The sequence below is a fragment of the Anaerobiospirillum sp. NML120511 genome, assembly GCF_023050955.1.
Classification (GTDB): domain Bacteria; phylum Pseudomonadota; class Gammaproteobacteria; order Enterobacterales; family Succinivibrionaceae; genus Anaerobiospirillum.
In genome coordinates this window covers 22,898-41,830 of sequence record NZ_JALKIK010000017.1, presented here as the reverse complement: position 1 = coordinate 41,830, position 18,933 = coordinate 22,898, and the positions used below count along the sequence as shown (strand labels likewise).

Annotated in this window: 9 protein-coding genes; 6 read left to right on the top strand and 3 right to left on the bottom strand. The window is 48.6% G+C overall.

Annotated features, from left to right (window positions below; translation table 11 throughout):
• Positions 1–246: 246 nt before the first annotated feature.
• From MXE39_RS06335 to MXE39_RS06325, 3 genes are all read right to left on the bottom strand, one after another.
• Positions 247–1,611, bottom strand: coding sequence for a GIY-YIG nuclease family protein (locus MXE39_RS06335; protein WP_246977868.1), 1,365 nt, complete (start codon positions 1,609–1,611; stop codon positions 247–249).
• Positions 1,612–1,640: 29 nt separating this feature from the next.
• The gene (locus MXE39_RS06330) at positions 1,641–3,821 is read right to left on the bottom strand and encodes a DEAD/DEAH box helicase (RefSeq protein WP_246977869.1); all 2,181 of its coding nucleotides are present in this window, start codon (positions 3,819–3,821) and stop codon (positions 1,641–1,643) included.
• A 176-nt stretch (positions 3,822–3,997) separates the two neighbouring features.
• Positions 3,998–6,823 carry a DNA methyltransferase gene (locus MXE39_RS06325; protein WP_246977870.1) on the bottom strand — a complete coding sequence of 942 codons (2,826 nt, stop codon included), beginning with the start codon at positions 6,821–6,823 and terminating at the stop codon, positions 3,998–4,000.
• 897 nt (positions 6,824–7,720) lie between these two features.
• Here MXE39_RS06325 and MXE39_RS06320 point away from each other — a divergent pair.
• The 6 genes from MXE39_RS06320 to MXE39_RS06295 all read left to right on the top strand — a co-directional run bounded on the left by MXE39_RS06320 (position 7,721) and on the right by MXE39_RS06295 (position 18,878).
• Positions 7,721–8,734, top strand: a complete 1,014-nt coding sequence (locus tag MXE39_RS06320; RefSeq protein ID WP_246977871.1) for an ROK family protein — start codon at positions 7,721–7,723, stop codon at positions 8,732–8,734.
• A 1,926-nt stretch (positions 8,735–10,660) separates the two neighbouring features.
• Complete coding sequence (locus tag MXE39_RS06315; RefSeq protein WP_246977872.1) at positions 10,661–11,677, top strand: WYL domain-containing protein; 1,017 nt, start codon at positions 10,661–10,663, stop codon at positions 11,675–11,677.
• Positions 11,678–12,287: 610 nt separating this feature from the next.
• Positions 12,288–12,890, top strand: a complete 603-nt coding sequence (locus tag MXE39_RS06310) for a hypothetical protein (protein ID WP_246977873.1) — start codon at positions 12,288–12,290, stop codon at positions 12,888–12,890.
• A gap of 313 nt (positions 12,891–13,203) precedes the next feature.
• Complete coding sequence (locus MXE39_RS06305; RefSeq protein ID WP_246977874.1) at positions 13,204–14,793, top strand: DUF4357 domain-containing protein; 1,590 nt, start codon at positions 13,204–13,206, stop codon at positions 14,791–14,793.
• A gap of 274 nt (positions 14,794–15,067) precedes the next feature.
• Positions 15,068–16,357 carry a hypothetical protein gene (locus MXE39_RS06300; RefSeq protein WP_246977875.1) on the top strand — a complete coding sequence of 430 codons (1,290 nt, stop codon included), beginning with the start codon at positions 15,068–15,070 and terminating at the stop codon, positions 16,355–16,357.
• 1,009 nt (positions 16,358–17,366) lie between these two features.
• Positions 17,367–18,878: a hypothetical protein gene (locus MXE39_RS06295; RefSeq protein ID WP_246977876.1), complete on the top strand. Its 1,512-nt coding sequence runs from the start codon at positions 17,367–17,369 to the stop codon at positions 18,876–18,878.
• Positions 18,879–18,933 lie beyond the last annotated feature (55 nt).

The window sequence follows — 18,933 nt, the reverse complement described above, 5'->3', positions numbered from 1 at the left end:
GCTACTATTTAATGAGGTAGGCCAGCCGTGTTCCTGTGCTCAGCCCAGTTCTGTCAAACAGCCGCTTTCCAGAGCTTCAAAGACAGAAAGGCCGCTGTCGAGAGGACAGCGGCCTTTCATAATGGGCAGATGCAGGACTGACATACAGTCAGATAAAAGCATTACCTCGGGTCTGGACGTGCTCCAGTATGCGCACAGAAGCAATAGTTTCACTGAGCACGCGTGGGTACAGGGATAAGCTGTGACCTATTTTTTGAGCTTGAGCTTGCCCTGCAGCCTGTCTATGTAGAACTTGTGAAGGTCATTTGCCATGATGTGTTCAACCACCTTGCAGGCAGTGTCCACACTGACGGTAAACCACTCTTTTGGACGGTAGGTTTTACCTTTACTGTCCTTGAGGGTTATATCCGGTCTCATGGGGGCCAGCACTGTATGCAGGGCCTGCTCAAGGGCATGGGCATCAAAGTTCTTACAGGCAATGGTGCACATCACCTTTACAGGTGCATACAGGTAGGTGCTTTCATTTTCTGCGTTGGCGATACGATCCTCAACTGTCGTGCTGGTGTAGCCAATTTTGATCAGATGACTGTGAGTCTTGAAATTCACAATGACAGGGTCAGTGCTCAGGGTATCAAGAATGTAGACATAGCCATCCGGCTTATTACTGTTCTCAAGCTCATTGAACAGAGGGTCAACTTCGTTAACCAGCCTCTGTAAAAACTCACGTCCGACATCATCAGTCGGGACCAGTCTCAGGCTCGGTGTGAGTCCAGTATAGAAAGAGGTCTTGATAGAGGTGCTGAAAGGGCGGCTTTCCATACCATTATCGAAGATCTGTCTTACGCGGTACCTCCTCTTGTTTGAGGAGTTGTCTGTGGACTTCATGCCATCGGGACTGCCCTCTACAATCAGGCTCATGATGCCATCGATGATAAAGAACTCGCCCGGTTCAATGTTGATGTCATTACCGCCGCCAACAATTTTTCTGCCCTGGTAGTGTCCCTCTTTGAGCAGACGCTTGACCTCATCGAAGTAAGGAGCAAAGCGCTGGAACTCTGAACACTGTGTAGCACGGGCTGCTTCTTCCTTGATGTTGAGCTTTCTTGCCTTGTAATGCTCAGTATCACGCCAGTACTCGTGCTCAACAACGTATGTATCATCAGCACCATCGTCATTGAGCAGTCCCAGCGGATCTGCATCTGCAAGAGAGCTAATATCATTAAAGAGCCGCGAGTGAAGTTGCTCGACCTCCTTTTTAATGAGTTCGTCTCTGGTAAGGGTGCTTCTTGTCTGCCACTCCTTTCTAACCGAGCGCAGCTCTTCAGGAAGAAGCGCTTCGCACTCATCCTGAGCTGCGGCGTATACGGAAATCAAACTCATGTAGCTTGAATAGAGGAGCTGCTCATCAAAATCATCGCTGTTCTCATCTGGAAGACGCTGTTTTTCAATGATGAACTGCTTGATTTTTTCCAGCTCAGCAGAGAGCTTCTCACCCACTGTCATGGAGATTTTGGCCTTTCCTGCATCTTCAAGCAGGCCGTTAGGATCATTGCTGAAAAGCTCCTGGAGCGATGCAGGCCTTTTGACTGGTAGCTTGTTTCTCAGCTTCATACAGGGAAATATCCTTTCAGTATCAGAGCCTATTGGCCGACTGTATCTGCATTACTGCGTGAGGCAGCTTTTGCGTTTTCCTGACGTTTTTTCTTCAGGATATAGTCCAAAGCCACAGCAAGGCGACGCTCAAAATCGTTGCTTGATTTAATATCAGGCTTACGTTTGTGCTTTACGTAAAAATCATTGATATGAGGCCATAGTTGACAAGCAACCTCTTCAGTCATCTTTTCTCTCATGCTCAGCACTTCTGATTGCATGGCTTTCAGAAGTTTAGGGTCAAGAGACTTGGAGATGAACATATAAGCACCCTGAAAAGGATTGATAGCTCCAATCATGTTGAAGTCAAGATCATCAAGGTCGATCATCTTGTCTTTAATCTTTACAAAAGCCATATTGTCATCCTTTTTGATGATTATCTGCGGTTTGTTACCAGGGCCTGGATCTTTACCTGGATCCGGCTCAGGATCAGGGCATGGGCCAGGCTCTGGTGCCTGATTGTCAGGCACGTTCTTAATAAATATAGGAAGTGTCTTAAGGATCATCTCAGAAACTATTGCTTCAGACATGGCATAAATGTCTTCATCACAAAAGTCAAGATAGCTGTCACGAATGACCTTTGACACGTCTTCTACCGCAATTGATTTACTCAGACCTTCCCCGCCATTTATTATGGCCTTTTTCACCACAGGTGATGAGGTTATTACCTTTGCGACAATATCGCTGTACTCTTCATTTACCACTTTGAGGGCATCATCAGACATAGTGTCGTCATCAATGACAATTTCAATGCCGCTGCTACGTATCTTATCTTTGATCCGCTGTTCCTTACGCTGCTTCTTTTCTTCAGGGGTAACAGGATCAACCGTTCCTCGTTTCTTGAAATGAATGTTTGGAGCTAACACCTGCTCCATAAGCAATGACAGCGTAATTGCCTTGATAAGGCTGTTAACTGCATCTGTTACGTCGTCAAGAGCTGCAGACGGCATGGCTACCAGGTTGGTGAACTGAGCATGCTCCTTGCCCGGGAAATCACGTGTGGCACGGCCAATAATCTGTACGACCTCGGTTAGAGAAGAGCGGTAGCCAACGGTCAGAGCATACTCACACTGTGGCCAGTCAAAACCCTCTTTTGCCATTCCAAGGGCAATGATGATATCAATGGTGTTAAGAACCTCAGGATTACGAAGAGCTGCCAGGGTGACTCCCTGCATGCCTGCTACTGTATCAGACACCAGATCAGCAATACGAAGTGTTTTTCCGTCCTGTGTAAGTACGGTGATGATGCCGGTTTCAGGATCTGTGGATTGACGCTCACCGCAGAAGTCGATCAGTCTGCCAACTTCATTGAGCTTATTACCACTGGACTCTTTGGAGTTCACACTTGGAATATGGATGATGGTTTTCCTGTTGAAGTCGATAAGCTTCTCGATAGCATCAAGCCAGCTGCCTTCATAAAAGGCATAGTCAATACCCAGTGACTTGAGGTAGGTATAGCCATTGAGCTGCTCGTAGTAAGTGTAGACAACCTTGTCGAACTTCTGCTCATCTTCGACGGATAGCACAGGAATGCTGTCACCTCGGAAGTATGAGCCTGTCATGGCAACAATGTGTGCCTGGCTCTTCGTCATCAGACTGTGGATAACACTGCCCAGTCTGTTGTCTGCCTCTTCTGAGACATGGTGGAACTCGTCTATAGAGACAAGGGTATTATCAAACAGAGACTTGTCTTCAATCTTCTGGTAGAAGTACACCAGAGTTGCATGTGAGCACAGGAGGAATCTGGCATCCTTATCCTCCATGAATTTCTGAGCTGCAGCTACCTTGCTGTCCTCCCCGCCAGGTGCGCACAGATTGTATTTTGAGTCGATATGCCAGTCAGCAAAGAATCCGTTTCTGGTCAGTTCGGTGTCGTTGAAGCTTGAGCCGATAGCAATCTGAGGCACTGATATAATTACTTTGGAAAGCCCCTGGTTAGTAACTTTATCCAGAGCGAGGAACATCAGAGCACGTGACTTGCCGCATGCAGGAGGGGCCTGAATGAGCAGATACTGAGCGTCACGCTTCTCATAGGCACGGGCCTGCATTTCACGCATGCCCATGTCATTTGACTGGGAACTTTCACCTGTGCGCTCAAACTTGTATGTTCCAACATTGTGTACCTGCAGACGGCCCACAACCACTTCGTTGCTGTTGTTCTGCTCACTCATTAGCAATCCTCATATGTTTGAGTTAAGGCAGCTCAGCTACATCTAAGCTGCTTCATCACCTGGTAACACCGGCCACATACCATGGGCTGTATGGATAGCCTCACAAGCACTGAGTGCATCAGCCGGTGACCTTTATCGGGACCGGCTTAGCTTCAGCTAAGTTCAGTGCTGTCTACTCAGCTCTTTGCTGCTTTCTTTCTCCTTGATGGTGTATTTTTAGCAGCTTTCTGCTCTGCAGCAATTGCATTGGAGTACAGGTTGATTAGAAAGACAAGACGCTCATCATCATCACGGAAAGGCTCATCTCGATAAGCCCTCTCAACAGCAGCATCCAGGGCCTCATGCGCCTCTCTCAGCTCTTCAGGCATGGTTTTGATGTTGTACATGTCACCGAGGTTCATTCTGTACTTGTAATTAACCTTGGTAAGTCGGACTTTCTTAGCCATTTGGTCAATATCAGCACGTTGCTCCTCATTAGCATCAGGCCAGATAAAGGTGTTGTACGTCAGATCTTTTGAGTATCTTAGATCTGACTTTAAGCTACCTGCAGTGAACTTGTTCCATACCATATGCATTCGAGATGATAAGACACCAAAGTCATAATTGCTTGCATCCGGAATGAAGAAAGCAAGATTGCTTACGATATAATCCGAGCTGAAGAAGTCCATTGGCCTGTAATTACGGTTTTCTGATGATATTACAGGAATGACAAGCATCTTATCAGAGAATGGAGGTGTAGAGCGCTCAGTAAAGCTCCATGGTCTAGCTGCAGCCTTAATAGTTACACTCCTTGTTGACGATAACCTGAAAGTTTTAACCTTATCAATCCTTTCGTTAACGATTGCGAGATCCAAAGCAAGATAATCTGCTTCATTTTCGAACCATAAACAATATCTGAACTCGTTGGTCATAAGCTCGGCACTGCCGACATACTTCTTAAGAAACGGCTTGACTTCTGGATGCTTCGAAAGTAGCTCCTGGCCTTCATGGAAACTGAAAATCAGATTGCCTCCGTCAGTTGACTGATTCCCTCTGGTTAAATTTAAAGATGCAGATAAGGCTGTACTTCTGCGTTGAACAATGACTGGCTCCTTGCAATCCTTCAGGTAAGGGGATATCTGATTGCACTCCTGACGGAGAACAGAACCATCTTTGGTTTGTGTGAAGAACAGAGCAGGACTGCTCAGTTTCTCGTATGAGAACCCAACGATGATGCATGTAACCGCAGCCTTTTCAGCAGCGTCATTAGTCCACAGGAAAGGCTTGTACGCAAAGTTGATATGAATGCCTTTATCTAGCAGTAAGCCCCATAAAGTATTAACCTGCTCACCCTGACAGATGGAGTTGGTAGATACCAGTGCAGCCCGTATATTCTTGTTCTGCATCATGTAGTCAGACGCTTTGACAAACCATGCAGTGACCAGGTCTGCATTACCCAGCGTGTGTTCTGGTGGATAAACAGACTTTAGCCATTGCTTCTGTTCTGCGCTAAGGTTTTTGCCCCCTAAAAATGGCGGGTTGCCCAGGATGTAAGAGCACTCTGAGGCTGGAATGATGTCGTTCCAGTCGGTGGTAAGGGCGTTGGCTCTGACTATGGTGGCCGATGACTTCAGGGGGATGGAGGACATGTTGGAGCCCAGGGTAGCGTTGGCCTGCTGGTTCATCAGGTGCTGCATCAGCCACATGGAAACGTGTGCAATCTCCACCGGCCAGTCTTCGATTTCAATGCCATAGAACTGGTTGATGTCGATAAAGGACTCGGTCAGGGAGCCCGCCTTGATGTACTCAAGCACCTGGTTCTCAAGGGTGCGCAGCTCCTTGTAGGTAACCAGCAGGAAGTTGCCGCAGCCGCAGGCAGGATCAAGGAACTTGAGTTTGCTCATACGCTCAAGAAATTCGTAGCACTTCTTTTTGACCGTATTCATCTTGAGGTCTGATGCTTCGGCCTTTCTCCTGATCTCATGGAACTCCTCATAGAGTGCATCCAGGAACAGTGGCTTGATGAGCTTGAGGATGTTTTCTTCAGAGGTGTAGTGAGCGCCCATATTGCGGCGCTCGGCCTTATTCATTGCGCCCTGGAACATGGAGCCGAAGACTGCAGGAGAAATGTCACTCCAGCGCAGGTTTCCGCAGTCAGTGAACTGATTGCGGGTTGCAATGTCAAACTCAGGGATAAAGCCGGTTTGCGCAAACAGGCCTCCGTTCACGTAAGGGAATTGAAGCAGCTCGTTGGCCACCTTGTTTTCGAGGTTCTTCCTGTCTGTTTCAGGCGTGTTAAGTACTGTAAACAGGTCTTCAAAAAACTTTCTGGCGTTGGTGCCGTGCATGTCGACCAGTTTGTTGAAGGCATTGGAGAAGACATTGTCGTCTCCCTGGGGGAACACCCCTGTGTCCTCGGCAAAGAAGCAGAACAGTATGCGTACCATGAAACTGTTGAGTTGCTCCATGGAGTCACTGCTGATGTTGTTGTGGTCAGCAAGGGTGTCAAGCAGTCTTGTGAGTTTCAGGCAGGCCTTTCTGTCAGCCTCCTGGCTGGAGACAATACGGGCTCTGCGTCCTTCAAGCAGAGGCAGCATAAAGCTGTAGTAGCCAGGCAGATCCTCGTAGCCAATCACAAGGTTGTCATGCTCGATGGTATCGAACATATGAATGGTGTTAGGTGCAGCGCAGATCAGGTACTGGAACTTGTGTTTTGTTCCGGTTACTTCTTTGAGAGCTCGTACTGACTGCATAGCCGCAGCTGCATCAGCATCGTCTTTGACGAATCTGAAGTAGGCTGACCTGGAAATGGCAATATCCGGGCGTGCCATGGTCTCGTCTACTTCTTTGGAGGCGACATTAAAGCCAGGGGCATCCTGAAGAGCCATCTTAATGGAGTCATTGGCAATTCCGTACATTCTCAGAAGTTCTGCAAAGAATGTCTCTGGCTCCCATTTGGCGATCATGCTGTCGCACAGTTCTTTGATTTGAACGGAAAGGTCTTTTGAAGATTTCCTGGCCATGGCGGTTAAATCTCAATAAAAACGGGTGGGTAGGCAGTTGGGCAGAAGATCCCTCCGTATGGAAATGTACTGGCTGTTACATTAAGTCTGGATCTGGCTGCACCGTCGGACTATAAGATATCATTGTATGGTGTGTTTGCAATCTGCGGCATCGCGTTTTTTCCGGGCTCTCACATAATTAGCCCTTTACGACAGAGTGCCCCGCAAATAGACTCTGTCAATTATGTTTAGGCCGGTCAAAAGAGGGTCAGATGCTGCCAATTCTGTTGAGGCAATCGTGCAGGTAAGACAATTTTGCAGCTGCCAGTTTGACCTCTGAGTCGTGGCATCAGACAGAATTGAGCATGATTGCGGTGCAGCAGCTGTTGTGCAGGCAGTTGTGAGGGCTCTGAGGGCTACAAGAGTGCAGCTGCGCTTAAGCACTTTGGAGCTGTTTAAGGACACTGTTATCAGGCGGTGATAACTTGTTGCAAAACTATTGCGGCAATTAATTAATCTTGCTTTAATAATTGCGCCCAGCCGGGATACAGGCCTTTTGCGCGCCGTTACTGAGACGTTTTGCCAATAGGGGCAGAGTCCTGTGATTGAATATTCATGGTGTGAGCCAATCTCTTAGTTAGAAAAGAAAACACCATGGCACAGACTACCTCTGCGTCAGCTTTATACTCACACAGGCAGCTTCAGTGAAAGTAATTGCTGATGGCTGTGCTTCCAGTAGCTCCGTTCCCTGATCTGCTTACTAATTCCCGCTGCTGTGGCAGAACGGGAATGCTGTGCATTAGTGAACCTGTTATCTGGATGGATCTGGCCTGTCCTTATAAGCTTCAGACAGACATGATGCTGATCAGTCGGTGCATGTAAGTGCCTGACTGTAATGTTGTTTAACCGGGGTGTAACTTGAAAGATCTCAATCAACTGCTGATGAGCCACGACATTCGTGAGAAGAACCTTGAGATGGTGCTCAGGACCCTGCACAAGGAGCAGGTATCTACTGCCACCAAGCTCAACAAGCTCACTGGTCTGTCCGTGGTGACCGTAAACAAGCTTTTAAGTCAGCTGGTCCAGTCCGGTCAGGTTCGTCTGGGCGCTCACACCAAGAATCTTAAGGGTCGCCCTGCTACTACCTACCACTTCAACGCTGCCTACAAGCTGGTATTGATCATTTCCTGTTACAAGCGTGGCGGTCATGACTACGCCGGTTACTCCATACATGACCTGTTTGGAGAGTGTATTGAACGCCGCGAGGAGCTGCTTCAGGCCGTTCATACTGACGAGTTCCGCGTAGCAATTGAAAACTACATTGAGCGCTTCCCTAAGATTTCCATGATTGGCATTTCTATGCCATCAGATACCATCGGTGGTCGTATGGCTTCGGCTCTGCGCCGTGACCCTATGTCACGCCGTCTGGCCCAGCATCTCAAGAACCGTTTCCGTCTGCCTGTTTTCTTTGAAACAGATATCAATGCAGCAACTCTCGGTGCTTTCAAGCGCCACTCAGGCTACGAGTTCGTCTGCGGTCTTGCTCTGGTTCCAGGTCGCTCCCCTGTATGTTCTTTCTGCTACAACGGATCTCTTATCAGAGGTCGTGACGGCCTTGCAGGTGAGGTTAAGCACTTCCCTATGTATAACAACATAGGCATTCTGCCGCTTGAGCCTGAGGCCGCTGATGATTTGGCTGTACGCACACTGCAGGCTGTTACCTGCGTGCTCAACCCGGCTCTGATTGTTGTGTTTACTGAGAGCCTCAAGTCAGGCCCTGCTCTTGCTGATCGTCTGAAGCGCCGTCTGACCAACGAGGCTGAAATCGTTCTCATGCCTAAGATTGAGGTGACTGACAAGATTCGTGAAGACATTGTGTCAGGCATGATTACCCTGTGTCTGCAGCAGGTTAACAATCCAAGTCAGCCTTAGTAAGCACAGCTGCGCTGCAATCTGAACAGATCTTAAAGAAGCACCACTATTCGTTTTGTAAAGTGGTGCTTTTTTGTTTTGTGCAAATATAAGCGAATGTGACAGTAAGCTCTTGCAGGTAACTACGATGTGTTCTTCTGATTCAGGCTGGACATAACTGCCTTATGCGTTGTGGTCGTCTGCGTCAGGCTTAGCATAACGCCTGATGCTATTTGGCGCCCTTGAGGGCTCAGGCATCCGTTGCGCCCTTTATAAGTGCACTGCTGTGAGCTCAGGAACAGAATATTTTTTTTTCATCATTTCTTTTGTGCTCAAGCACCTGGTATTGCTGTTATTCGTATGGACAAAATGTTCGCACACTCTTAACACTGCAGTCAGATGGCTCCTTGTACAGTGCATACCTCTGGCTGTTTGTACTTTCTGCAGCTGTGTCTGGTTAATGAAATGCCGTGCAGGTCGGATTCGTCATGCGTTGTTTGTCTATACGGAACAGGCATGTAAACGATATAAAAAATATTTACCCTAAAAATTATTGGTGTTATACTGAACTGGCCATTTCATGGGGTTACCCGTGAGTGTGGACCTGCCCAGGCGCACTCAGAAAGTAAGTTTATTTTCTGAGTACACAGGGTAAGACAGATTTTTAAACTGTCCTGTCCTGAGCCAAAGGGCTTGAGGCTGAGATTCTGGTTGAGCATGACAGGCTGCATTATTCGGTTGCAGTGTGATGGTGCTTTACCGAACTGTTTCAGCTCTGCTGATGGTGATTACAGGCCTCTGTATTGCCGGCTATGAAACACCCTTGCTGACCACAGGTCTATGACCATGGTTGCGCGGGAGCGGTCGGCCAGAGGAAAGATTGCTGCAGCAGGGCTTCAGCATTGGCTGATATGATTAGCAACTTTGGTTGTGATTGTGGCAGGTGCCACCGCCTCCTCAAAATTCATAGAGGTGTTGTCATGTCAGAGTTTCAGCCTGATTAACCCTGCCGGAACAAGATTATCCGACCTGTGGCAAATGGCGGATGTCCGGCCGGGATGACTTTTGAGTCGTCTTTAATAACGACTCTGTACTTTGTGTAAAAAGGATCCACGTGCAAGGGATCCTGTATCAGACCGCTCCGGTTTTTCCGGTCAGGTCGATTCCGCTTTGTCTGCCCGGGCTGGTGTTCTGGCAGACAAAGCACCCCTGCCAATACCGCTCTTTGCGGCTCTGATAACACTACGGTTAAAAAATTTCACGGTATGGACATGACATTCTGATTCATAAAATGTTTTATGAATGCATCCTCAATATGCGGGTAATGGCGCACACAGCCACTGCAAATGATGCCGGTGCCATACCATGGCAGATGCCTTCAGGCCTGCCGCACCTTCCTGTTCTTTCCCTGTTTAGTGAACTTCTTATACCTGTCCCAGCACTTCATGTTCTGTCTGGATATGGGGCTGGTATGAGCGTGTATTAACAGCTCACTGGCGTCAGCTGTACAAAGGATGCTGTTATGGAGCCGCTCCGGGGCGTCTCACGCGGGGCTGACAGAAAGGTGCATTACTTTCTAACTTTGTTTGATTTCTGACAGCAGTTCTGGTCCTTTATCTGCCCGGCCAGAGCAAATCACTCTGCAGCTTCGCTGCATCATACTGTAGCGTCGCTGTATCATATTGCAGCTTCGCTGCAACTGCTGACAGGAATGCCATAGGCCCGGCATGATCTGATTAAGTAAGTGACCGGATAGCGGTGCTTATTGCCCTGAGGTTTTGTGATACTTATCAGGGGGCATCAAAAGAGTCCGCCTGCAGTGCAGTGTCAGGCAGGTATATTTCAGTGTGTAAGTGGACAGTGCCCACGCGGCACGGCAAAGAGTCATAGAGCTTCGACCTTGAGTATGACTTTCTGCACAGATCCTGTGCATACAAGGAAGACAACATGAGAAAAGCTAACGCTTCATCAACATCCAGTGCTGCTTCAGGCTTTGAAAAGAATAACGAGCAGGTGACCACTACTTCAGCTAACTGGGGTCAGCAGCGTCGTCTGGAGTTTATTGACTTTCGTCTGAGCTGCGATGGCCGCCTTAATCGTCGTGACCTGGTGGAGTTTTTTAATATCTCTGTACCACAGGCCTCACTTGATCTGTCCCGATACAATGCTCTGGTTCAGGAGGCATTTCCTCCTCGTAATAACCTTTCCTACGATCGTCATCTGAAGTACTACATCAGAACTGACGACTTCAAGCCACTGTTCCCTGAGCTGAGTTCTCCAAGGGTATATCTCAATGATTTGCTTGGCCTGAACATGGGTACTATTCCAGCCAGCCGTAATATCTTCGGCTATATCCCTGGAATGGCTGTTTCCATGGTTCCTCAGCCACTGAACAACATCGACTCAACCATGCTGTTCAACCTCATTGAGTCTATACGTGAGCGTATGGCTGTTCATATCACCTATATGAACATGGCCTCAGAGAATGATACCGAGCATCTGATAGCTCCGCATGCTTTTGCTTTCGATGGCCGCCGCTGGTATGTACGCGCCTACTGCTACTACCGTCATGGCTTCCGTGATTTTGTGCTTTCCCGTATTGTGCGCTGCGACAGCCCTGATATTCCTGCCCCTAACGATCGCTATGCTGACCCAATGGGTAACGGATTCCGTGAAATGGGTACCGGCCCTGAGGATGATCGCGACTGGAACGAGTTTATTGACCTTGTTCTGCGTGCTAACCCTAGACTGCCGCGCCGTCGTCGCCGCGCTATTGAAATGGATTACGGCATGGAAGAGAACGGCACTCTTACTTTCACCACCCGTCGCTCTCTGGTCTATTACGCACTGGATTACTTCAATCTGGCAGACATGAGCCCTGAAGGCCGTGTTATGCGCGAAAATAACGAATTTATCCTCGACAACGAAATGGAAATTGTCCGTCGCCTTTCTGGCGGCCGCTAAACCATAACTCTGCAGCAGCCTTTTGCTGCCGAGGCCTGTTTACGGCTCTTTGTCTGAGAAATATCTGTTACGATGCGGCTACGGCCGCATTTTTCGTTTCTGGCCGCCTGACAGCAGGTCTCATCGCGTTCAAAGTCTGACTGCCTGGGATCCTGAGGGTATGAAATTATGTCTGGATCCCAGGTTCATTACGAAAGCGTTTTCCTGCCTGAGCACAATACTGTATGTTCCAGGTCACGATATCGGTATTTATGCGGGATTTTGGCTTGCCTGGTATGGTCAATTAAACGATAATGGACCTGGTGATACTGGCATTGGTTTCTGTAACTATGCCATAACCTGCACAGCCTGATTATGGGCTGCGAAAGAATACTGTTCACAAATGCCGTTTTCAGCTCTGCCTCCCTGAGATGAAGAGTTGACATCTGTCATCTGACATTCCTGTCTTTAGCCTGAATGTTTATCGCTATGATCAGGCCTGATTTCATATTTTCACTGCTGTTTTCGCTGCTGTAAGCAGCCTCATCTCAGCTAATGACAGAACAAGAATCCTGATACCGGAACCGCTCATTTAAGATGGACTCGCATCAGGACATTAAGGAGACACCACATGCTTAAATCTGCCATAACAGCTCTGCTGAGCTTTTGTGTGCTGGGCTTAAGTAACGTATCCTCTGCTGCCGAGGACACCCAGATTTCCCTTGAAGATTTTGCATCTCATTTCAAGGATCAGCGCTCCTGCATGCTGGGCGCAGCAGTTGTTCACGAATACCTTTACGTGCTTAAGAATCTCCCTGACGAGGGCTGGCAGTCTCTTATCGAAGAGGCTGATGTACGTGTTGATCTGCCTGTTAAGGCTGAGCTGATTAAAAAGCTCTCCACAGATGTACTGCTTGATGAAATAGGCATGGCTCGTTCGGAAATCCTTGTTGTCGGAAGCCTTATTGAGCAGAAGGACGATTACGATCGCATCAACGCCAGCGACTACGACAAAAATTACTGGAACAAGCATTTTGAGCATCTCTATGACAAGTGCGAGCTTAAGTTCCAGGAGTTTGAGTACACCGCTGAAGATCTTGAGAAAATCCAGAAAGAAGTATCCAATGGCGCTGCCATGAACAAGCAGAGCAGCTGGGATGACTTCACCGAGCTCTACATTGACTTTGACTGGACTTTGGATGCCCAGGGCAACAAAGTACCTAAGAAACAGTAAGCCACCAGGGGACAATAAGGCACCTGGGGACGATAAGGCACCTCGGAAACAGTAAGCTCCCTGTTGATCAATAAGGGCCACGATGAGCATTAAGGCAAAGTCATGAGTGGGCCAGAGCCGTCATTAAGGCTCTGAAATTATGTTCTGAATCCTGATACTTTTAGCGCTCTGCCAGCCACCCGGCCATGCTGCCTGTCACGACCGGGTGGGCTCATGAAAGGCTTATTCTTCACATACTAAGGATAATCTTTTATCCACAGATGTTGATGGCTGCTCTGCCCAGCACGTATTACCAAGCGAAATCCTGATTTATATGAGTGAAAGACATTTTAACCTGCAGCTGCATGACGGCTCTGTCAGCGGTCGTATCACTGTTACTGGCGGTCTGGACAGCAGTGTTGTTGTTATGAAAGTTCCCCGCAGACTTATAGGCAGCTCCGACAGCATCAGATACATTCACAATGCCGGAGCTTACGTGCTGATCGGACCTTCATCAGCTGAGGGTAAAAAGTACTGTGCCTGGGCCGGGTATACCGATGACCTCATCAAGAGGCTCAGACAGCATATAACCATGGCGGACAGGGATTTTTTCACTCATGTTGTCTTCATTACCCATGAAAACAACAGGATGAACCGTGAAGTTATCGCCTGTATGGCAGACAGCCTCAAAGAGCTGATTAAGGCATCAGATCTGTACGAACTGTACAATGCAAGAGAACCTGACAGGGAAGTCATAACCGGCTTCAGCAGGGACTCTGTACAGGACTTCCTGGAAACAGGACTGATCATGGCCTCTCTGGTGGGCTTTAATCTTATCGACCCGGAAAGTGAACCTGCCGCATCTAAATCAGCTTTTAACCATGCGGCTGATCAGGCAACTACTGACCAGACAACCACTGACCAGACAACCTGCAGGGCTGACAATACCGGAGCCAGCCAGAATGGTGCTGACATCAGCAAAACAGATAGAGCTGACACCGTCAATACAGACGGTGCAGATACCTGCGAGAAGAAGAGTTCCTGCGGCAATGTGTCTGCACAGCAGTCAGGTGGAGGTGCTGAGCACAGGCAACAGGACCTGCTGGTTAATAAGACTGGCAGGGACTGCACCAGGCAATCTGGAGCGGCCAGTGGAAAGGAGCAGTCTGAAACTGTCAAACGGGCTGAAGAAAGGATTGTTATCACTGATCCCGTCGATGTAATTTCCGGTCATAAGACAGGACGACAGTCCTTTGTAAATGTTGGTCCGGCAAGAAATCTTTCCTTTATTCATCAGGAAGTTCATGGCTGCGACAGCCCTGTTGAGGCATGGGTTGAGAAAACTGACGACGGCTATACCGTGCTTAAAGGCAGTACCATTGTGGTTAATGATGACCCGTTTGTGAACTCATATGATGTCATGTTCAAAAAGCAGATGCTCTGCGATGGTCAGCTCAGTGCTGTGAGCAGAGGATCAGTACTTTATAAACTGGAAAGGAATGTAGATCTTAATTCTGAAGCAGACGTGGGGTGTTTCCTTACCGGAGGCGCTGCCCGTGCCGGTGAACTGGCGCGTACGTGCGTCAGATCCTTTGCCATTACTGGGACTACGAAAAGCAACAGGCGCCTGACCTCCAGAATCTATGCAACCCGGGTATCGAAAAATTACAGTATTGTACTGATCAGAGGATCAGAGATTTTTGTCAGCCTCGCGTCATACATGAAGCCTGTTGTTGTTGATATGAGGAGCAGGTTGCTTAAAAGTGGTGGTCTTAATGACCATGGTGATTACCTTGAGCTGATGGAGGATGTGCTTTTCACATCAGCCTCAACAGCGGCCGAATTTGTCAGGGGCTATTCTGTAAATGGCAGGGAAGCCTGGAAAAATGATAATGGTCAGACCTTCAAAGAGGTCTTTCCCTGATTTGATGCCCGCTCGTCATTTTGCTGATCAATGATGGAGCGGGAAGCAGCCTCTGAGCGCAAGCTCAGGGGCTTTGCTGTATATTGGGCTGTATAATGTCAATGCAGGCTTATTTTGATGCCTGCATGGCCCCTGCAGGCAGTCTGTTCATGGCATGTCTGCAGCACGGCAGGCGTTACGGCTGCTACTGCAGCAGGGGCAGCTGTAAACGTTGCGGCAGCTACTGCTGCAGCGCATGCAGCTGCGGCGGCTGCGCAGGCAGGCACAAGTGGCCATGGTTTCTTTGGCGTCTGAGTTAATTGAGCTGTTCTTTGGAGTTGTTATGACAGGATTTGGCAATATTGACCCTCAGCAAAGCGAGGGTGTTCTCACAGTTTTTTCCTGTCCTGATGGACCTGAGGGTGTGCGCACTTTGTGCAGTAACGGTACTCTCAGTATGACAGTGTTTACTGCAACCATGGACAGTACTGCTGCAAGCGAACAGACAGCTGTCTCCATGGAGCAGCCTGGAATTTACCTCGTATATGCTAACAGTGAGCTGCATGTGGGCTGCACCGACAGCCTCAATGCTGTTCTCACCGCTTTAAAGGACGGTCAAAAGAGCAAAGGCAAAGCACATGTTAAGCTGCGTGCACCCGATGGGGCCTGGTGCTTTATGGGCATAGCCGCTGCCGGACTTGCCGGTGGACGTGCGACGCTGAGCTGCCTGCTGACTATGATTGTGGATCGTGTTGAGAGCGGGGTGCTGAGTGCATGTGTGCTCAAAAGACATGGAAACTGTTCTTTTGCTCTGGGAGAAGTTCAGTTCAATGCAGCGTATGAGGCCTGTGATACAGCTGTGAGCATGCTCAGCGACCAGCGTCTTTGTGACAGTGATGCTCCATGGCTTACATTTACTTCAGGTACAGACTATTACCCACGCCTTACTGTATTTAACAGCAAAGTTGCCGGTCATGACATTGTGGCCAGTGGTGAGGTGCTTTACGAGCTTGAGGGCAGCAGCACTGTTGCATTACGAAGGGGATCGCATATATGCAGAGCAGGAGGTCGCGCTTCACCTTTCCAGAGTCTTGATAAGGACTTAAAGGCACGTGAATCTCTGGTTGCCGTTAATGACGAGCCTGGTGTTTATCTGCTAAGAGAGGATGTAGTCCTGAGCTCTTATGAGCTGGCCGCATCATTTATCACCGGAATTGCGGCAGACTCACGTATCGGCTGGGGTGCTGCACCAGCCCTTTTAAGTTTATACAGCTGCAAGTCTGTAGGTCATGACGTAAGGGGGCGTCTGGCAATTCATGAGTCTGAAGGCTGTGAGACTGTTCAGGTCCTCAGAGGCAGTGTTGTCATGGGCCCTGATTTCCCTGGCACCTCCTCACATATTGCAATATTAAAGGAAAAGCTCATTGCTCAGGGCAGCCTTACCTTAAAGGGTGACTATTGCGTTATGGAGGACGATCTTATCTTTAAGAGCCGTACCCAGGCAGGCACTTTTATCACAGGAACAAGAGACCTCAGTCGCGATCTCTGGGACAATGGCGTGGCATCGAGCCAGTCTGTGCAGTAGCCCCCCATTTTCAGCCGCATAAATTTTGTGAGCTCGATCCATAATGCTCAGCAATAACTTATTGAGTAATGCTCCTGTCATCAGGTATGCTGTCCCTGAATATGACAGCAAGTACTGTGCTTTGTAAAAGAGCTCGAAAAACGCTTTCTAAAACCTGATATCAATCAATCAACAAACAAACATACAGAAAGTGTTCAATATTTGAGCCTGTAATCATTAAAAGCGGTATCTGAGTTCATAGCAGTAATCACAGTCGCAAGCGAAGCAGCACAGCAGTGCTCAAATCCAAGTACAGTCTCGTACCGAAATGGATGCCATGAGGAGGCATCAACGCCCAGAATAAGACACAGTCTGCAGCACCCTGCATCACCCGTGCTGCAGCAGCTGACTCCGCCTGAGGCAGTATCATCGCACGGGATAAGACACAGTCTGCTGCACCCTGCAGCCCCGTGCTGCAGCAGCTGACGCCCCTGAGGCAGTATCATCGCACTGAGTAAGAAACAGTCTGCTGCACCCTGCAGCACCCGTGCTGCAGCAGCTGACGCCGCCTGAGGCACAGCCATATAACCAGTACGCCAGCAGCTCTGCGCTGCAGCAAGGGCTGGCAACAGGCATGGACAGTTCTGCCCTGTCCATAAGCTCATCTAAAGAAGCCCAATTCCTGCATCAGGCCCTCTAAGGCCGCGCATTTGCCCGCATCGCCATGGTAAGACTGTTGCTGCTGCATATCAGCCATGATGAGCCGGTCAGCACGTATCTCTGCATGTCAGCAATGATGAACCGGCCAGAGCTAATCTCTGAATGTCGGCACGCTCTCAGGTACAGATGCATGCAGATATCCGGGGCCTGTGGACTGTTGACTGATCGTGGCAGTATTGTGCTTATGCCAATGTCAGTCAGCATGTCCTGTAAGGCAGATAACAGGTAAAACAGTATGAACGGACCTTGAGGTTCGTTGCTTTTAAGAACAGGGCTGCAGCAGGCCCGGCATACAATGGGAGCAGGTAGCATGAGGTTATTTGAGTGGGATTCTGATTACAATAATTTCTTTGACAATCCATGTTTTTCTGACCCGCAGAGATTAAACAGCAGCCTGATCTTTGCTCATTTGCCAAGGGAGCCTGTGCTTCATGCTTTCAGGTACCGCCCGGCAGGTGCTGATGCGGCTCCTGTAGAAGATGCAAGGTTAAAGCAGCCTGGTATTTACTTTATAAACCGCAAAGGTGATGTAACTCTTGGGTATTGCGAGAGTCTTCAGGACATGGTGAGCAGCTTTGCGTCCCAGCCCGATCTGGACCGTTTTACCGAGCTGTATGGACTGGCAATTCCTGAGGACAGAGCTCATGAAGATGGCATTAACTGGCTGTGCAATGTGTTTCAGGCTACTTTGAAGCGTACCAGCAGCAAAGACAATCCCTCCTCCTTTCATTTTTGTAGCAGGGTATTCCGCAAGGGGGCAAAGCTTTTTGCTCTTACCGACTCTGAGCACTTTGCAATGGACGAAGTGTTTGTCAGAGGTCGTAACCTTCTGTTCATGCTCAGTTCCACCCTTTTTAACCTGTGTGATACAGGCTTCCCAGTCAGTAAAGCCTTCGTGGAGGAGGAGGAAGATGATGATGACGACAAAGGATGGGACTGGGATGAAGAAGATGATGATGATGATGAATATTATGATGAAGATTATGAATCAGAGTCTGAAGATCGCAGCCAGGACAGTTACGACACAGATTATTATGATTATGTAGATGGCTCAGACTTCTGTTACTGCCCTGCTGAAAGGGCCAGAGAAGAGCCTGACTCATACCACCCCTTCGACGGCCCTCTTAAGCTGGAGCCTAACAGAATACTGTTCAGACGCAAGGTTGGAGGACATGAGATTATAGCCGGTGGCAGTGAGCTGCACGAGCATAACTGCACCCATGTTACCGTCACCAGAGGCTCGTATGTCTGCAGAGAGAAGAATGAGCTCAAAGGCAGGCTTGCACGTCTTAACAGCAGACTGATAAATAGTCATGCCCTGAAAGAGCATGACTCGGGCAGCAGCATTTTTATCCTTCAGGAGGATGTCATTTTTGAAAATCATGCTGATGCTGCAACCTTTATTACAGGTATCAAAAGTTCAGGCGATGGCGGCTGGAGCAAGCCTGTCGGGATCAGAACTCTTACCCTTATGCACGGGGCTCGTCAGGCACGCGTCGAGGTGGCTCTTCACAGGACAGAGCAGAGCCATACCCTTGAGGTTTTGCCTGGCTCTCAAATACTGGGACCGGAATATGTCATACACAGCCCTGAAATGGCCCGTCTCAGAGATCAGCTCATCAAAGACAAGTATATAGGCATGACTGACCACTGGACAGGAAAGCTTAAATTCAGCATCTTCTTTACCAGCCCTTCTGACGCAACTGTGTTTCTTTGCTGCAAACGGGAGGCGGCTCATAAAATGCTGGAAGGATTTGAAAAATACCCTTATTACGAAGATGTGATAATTATTGAGTCTCTACGGGTTCAGGCTGAAATCTGAAGAAAACACTTAAGAACGTACCATCTGAGGCTCCTGATACTTACTGAGCCGTACC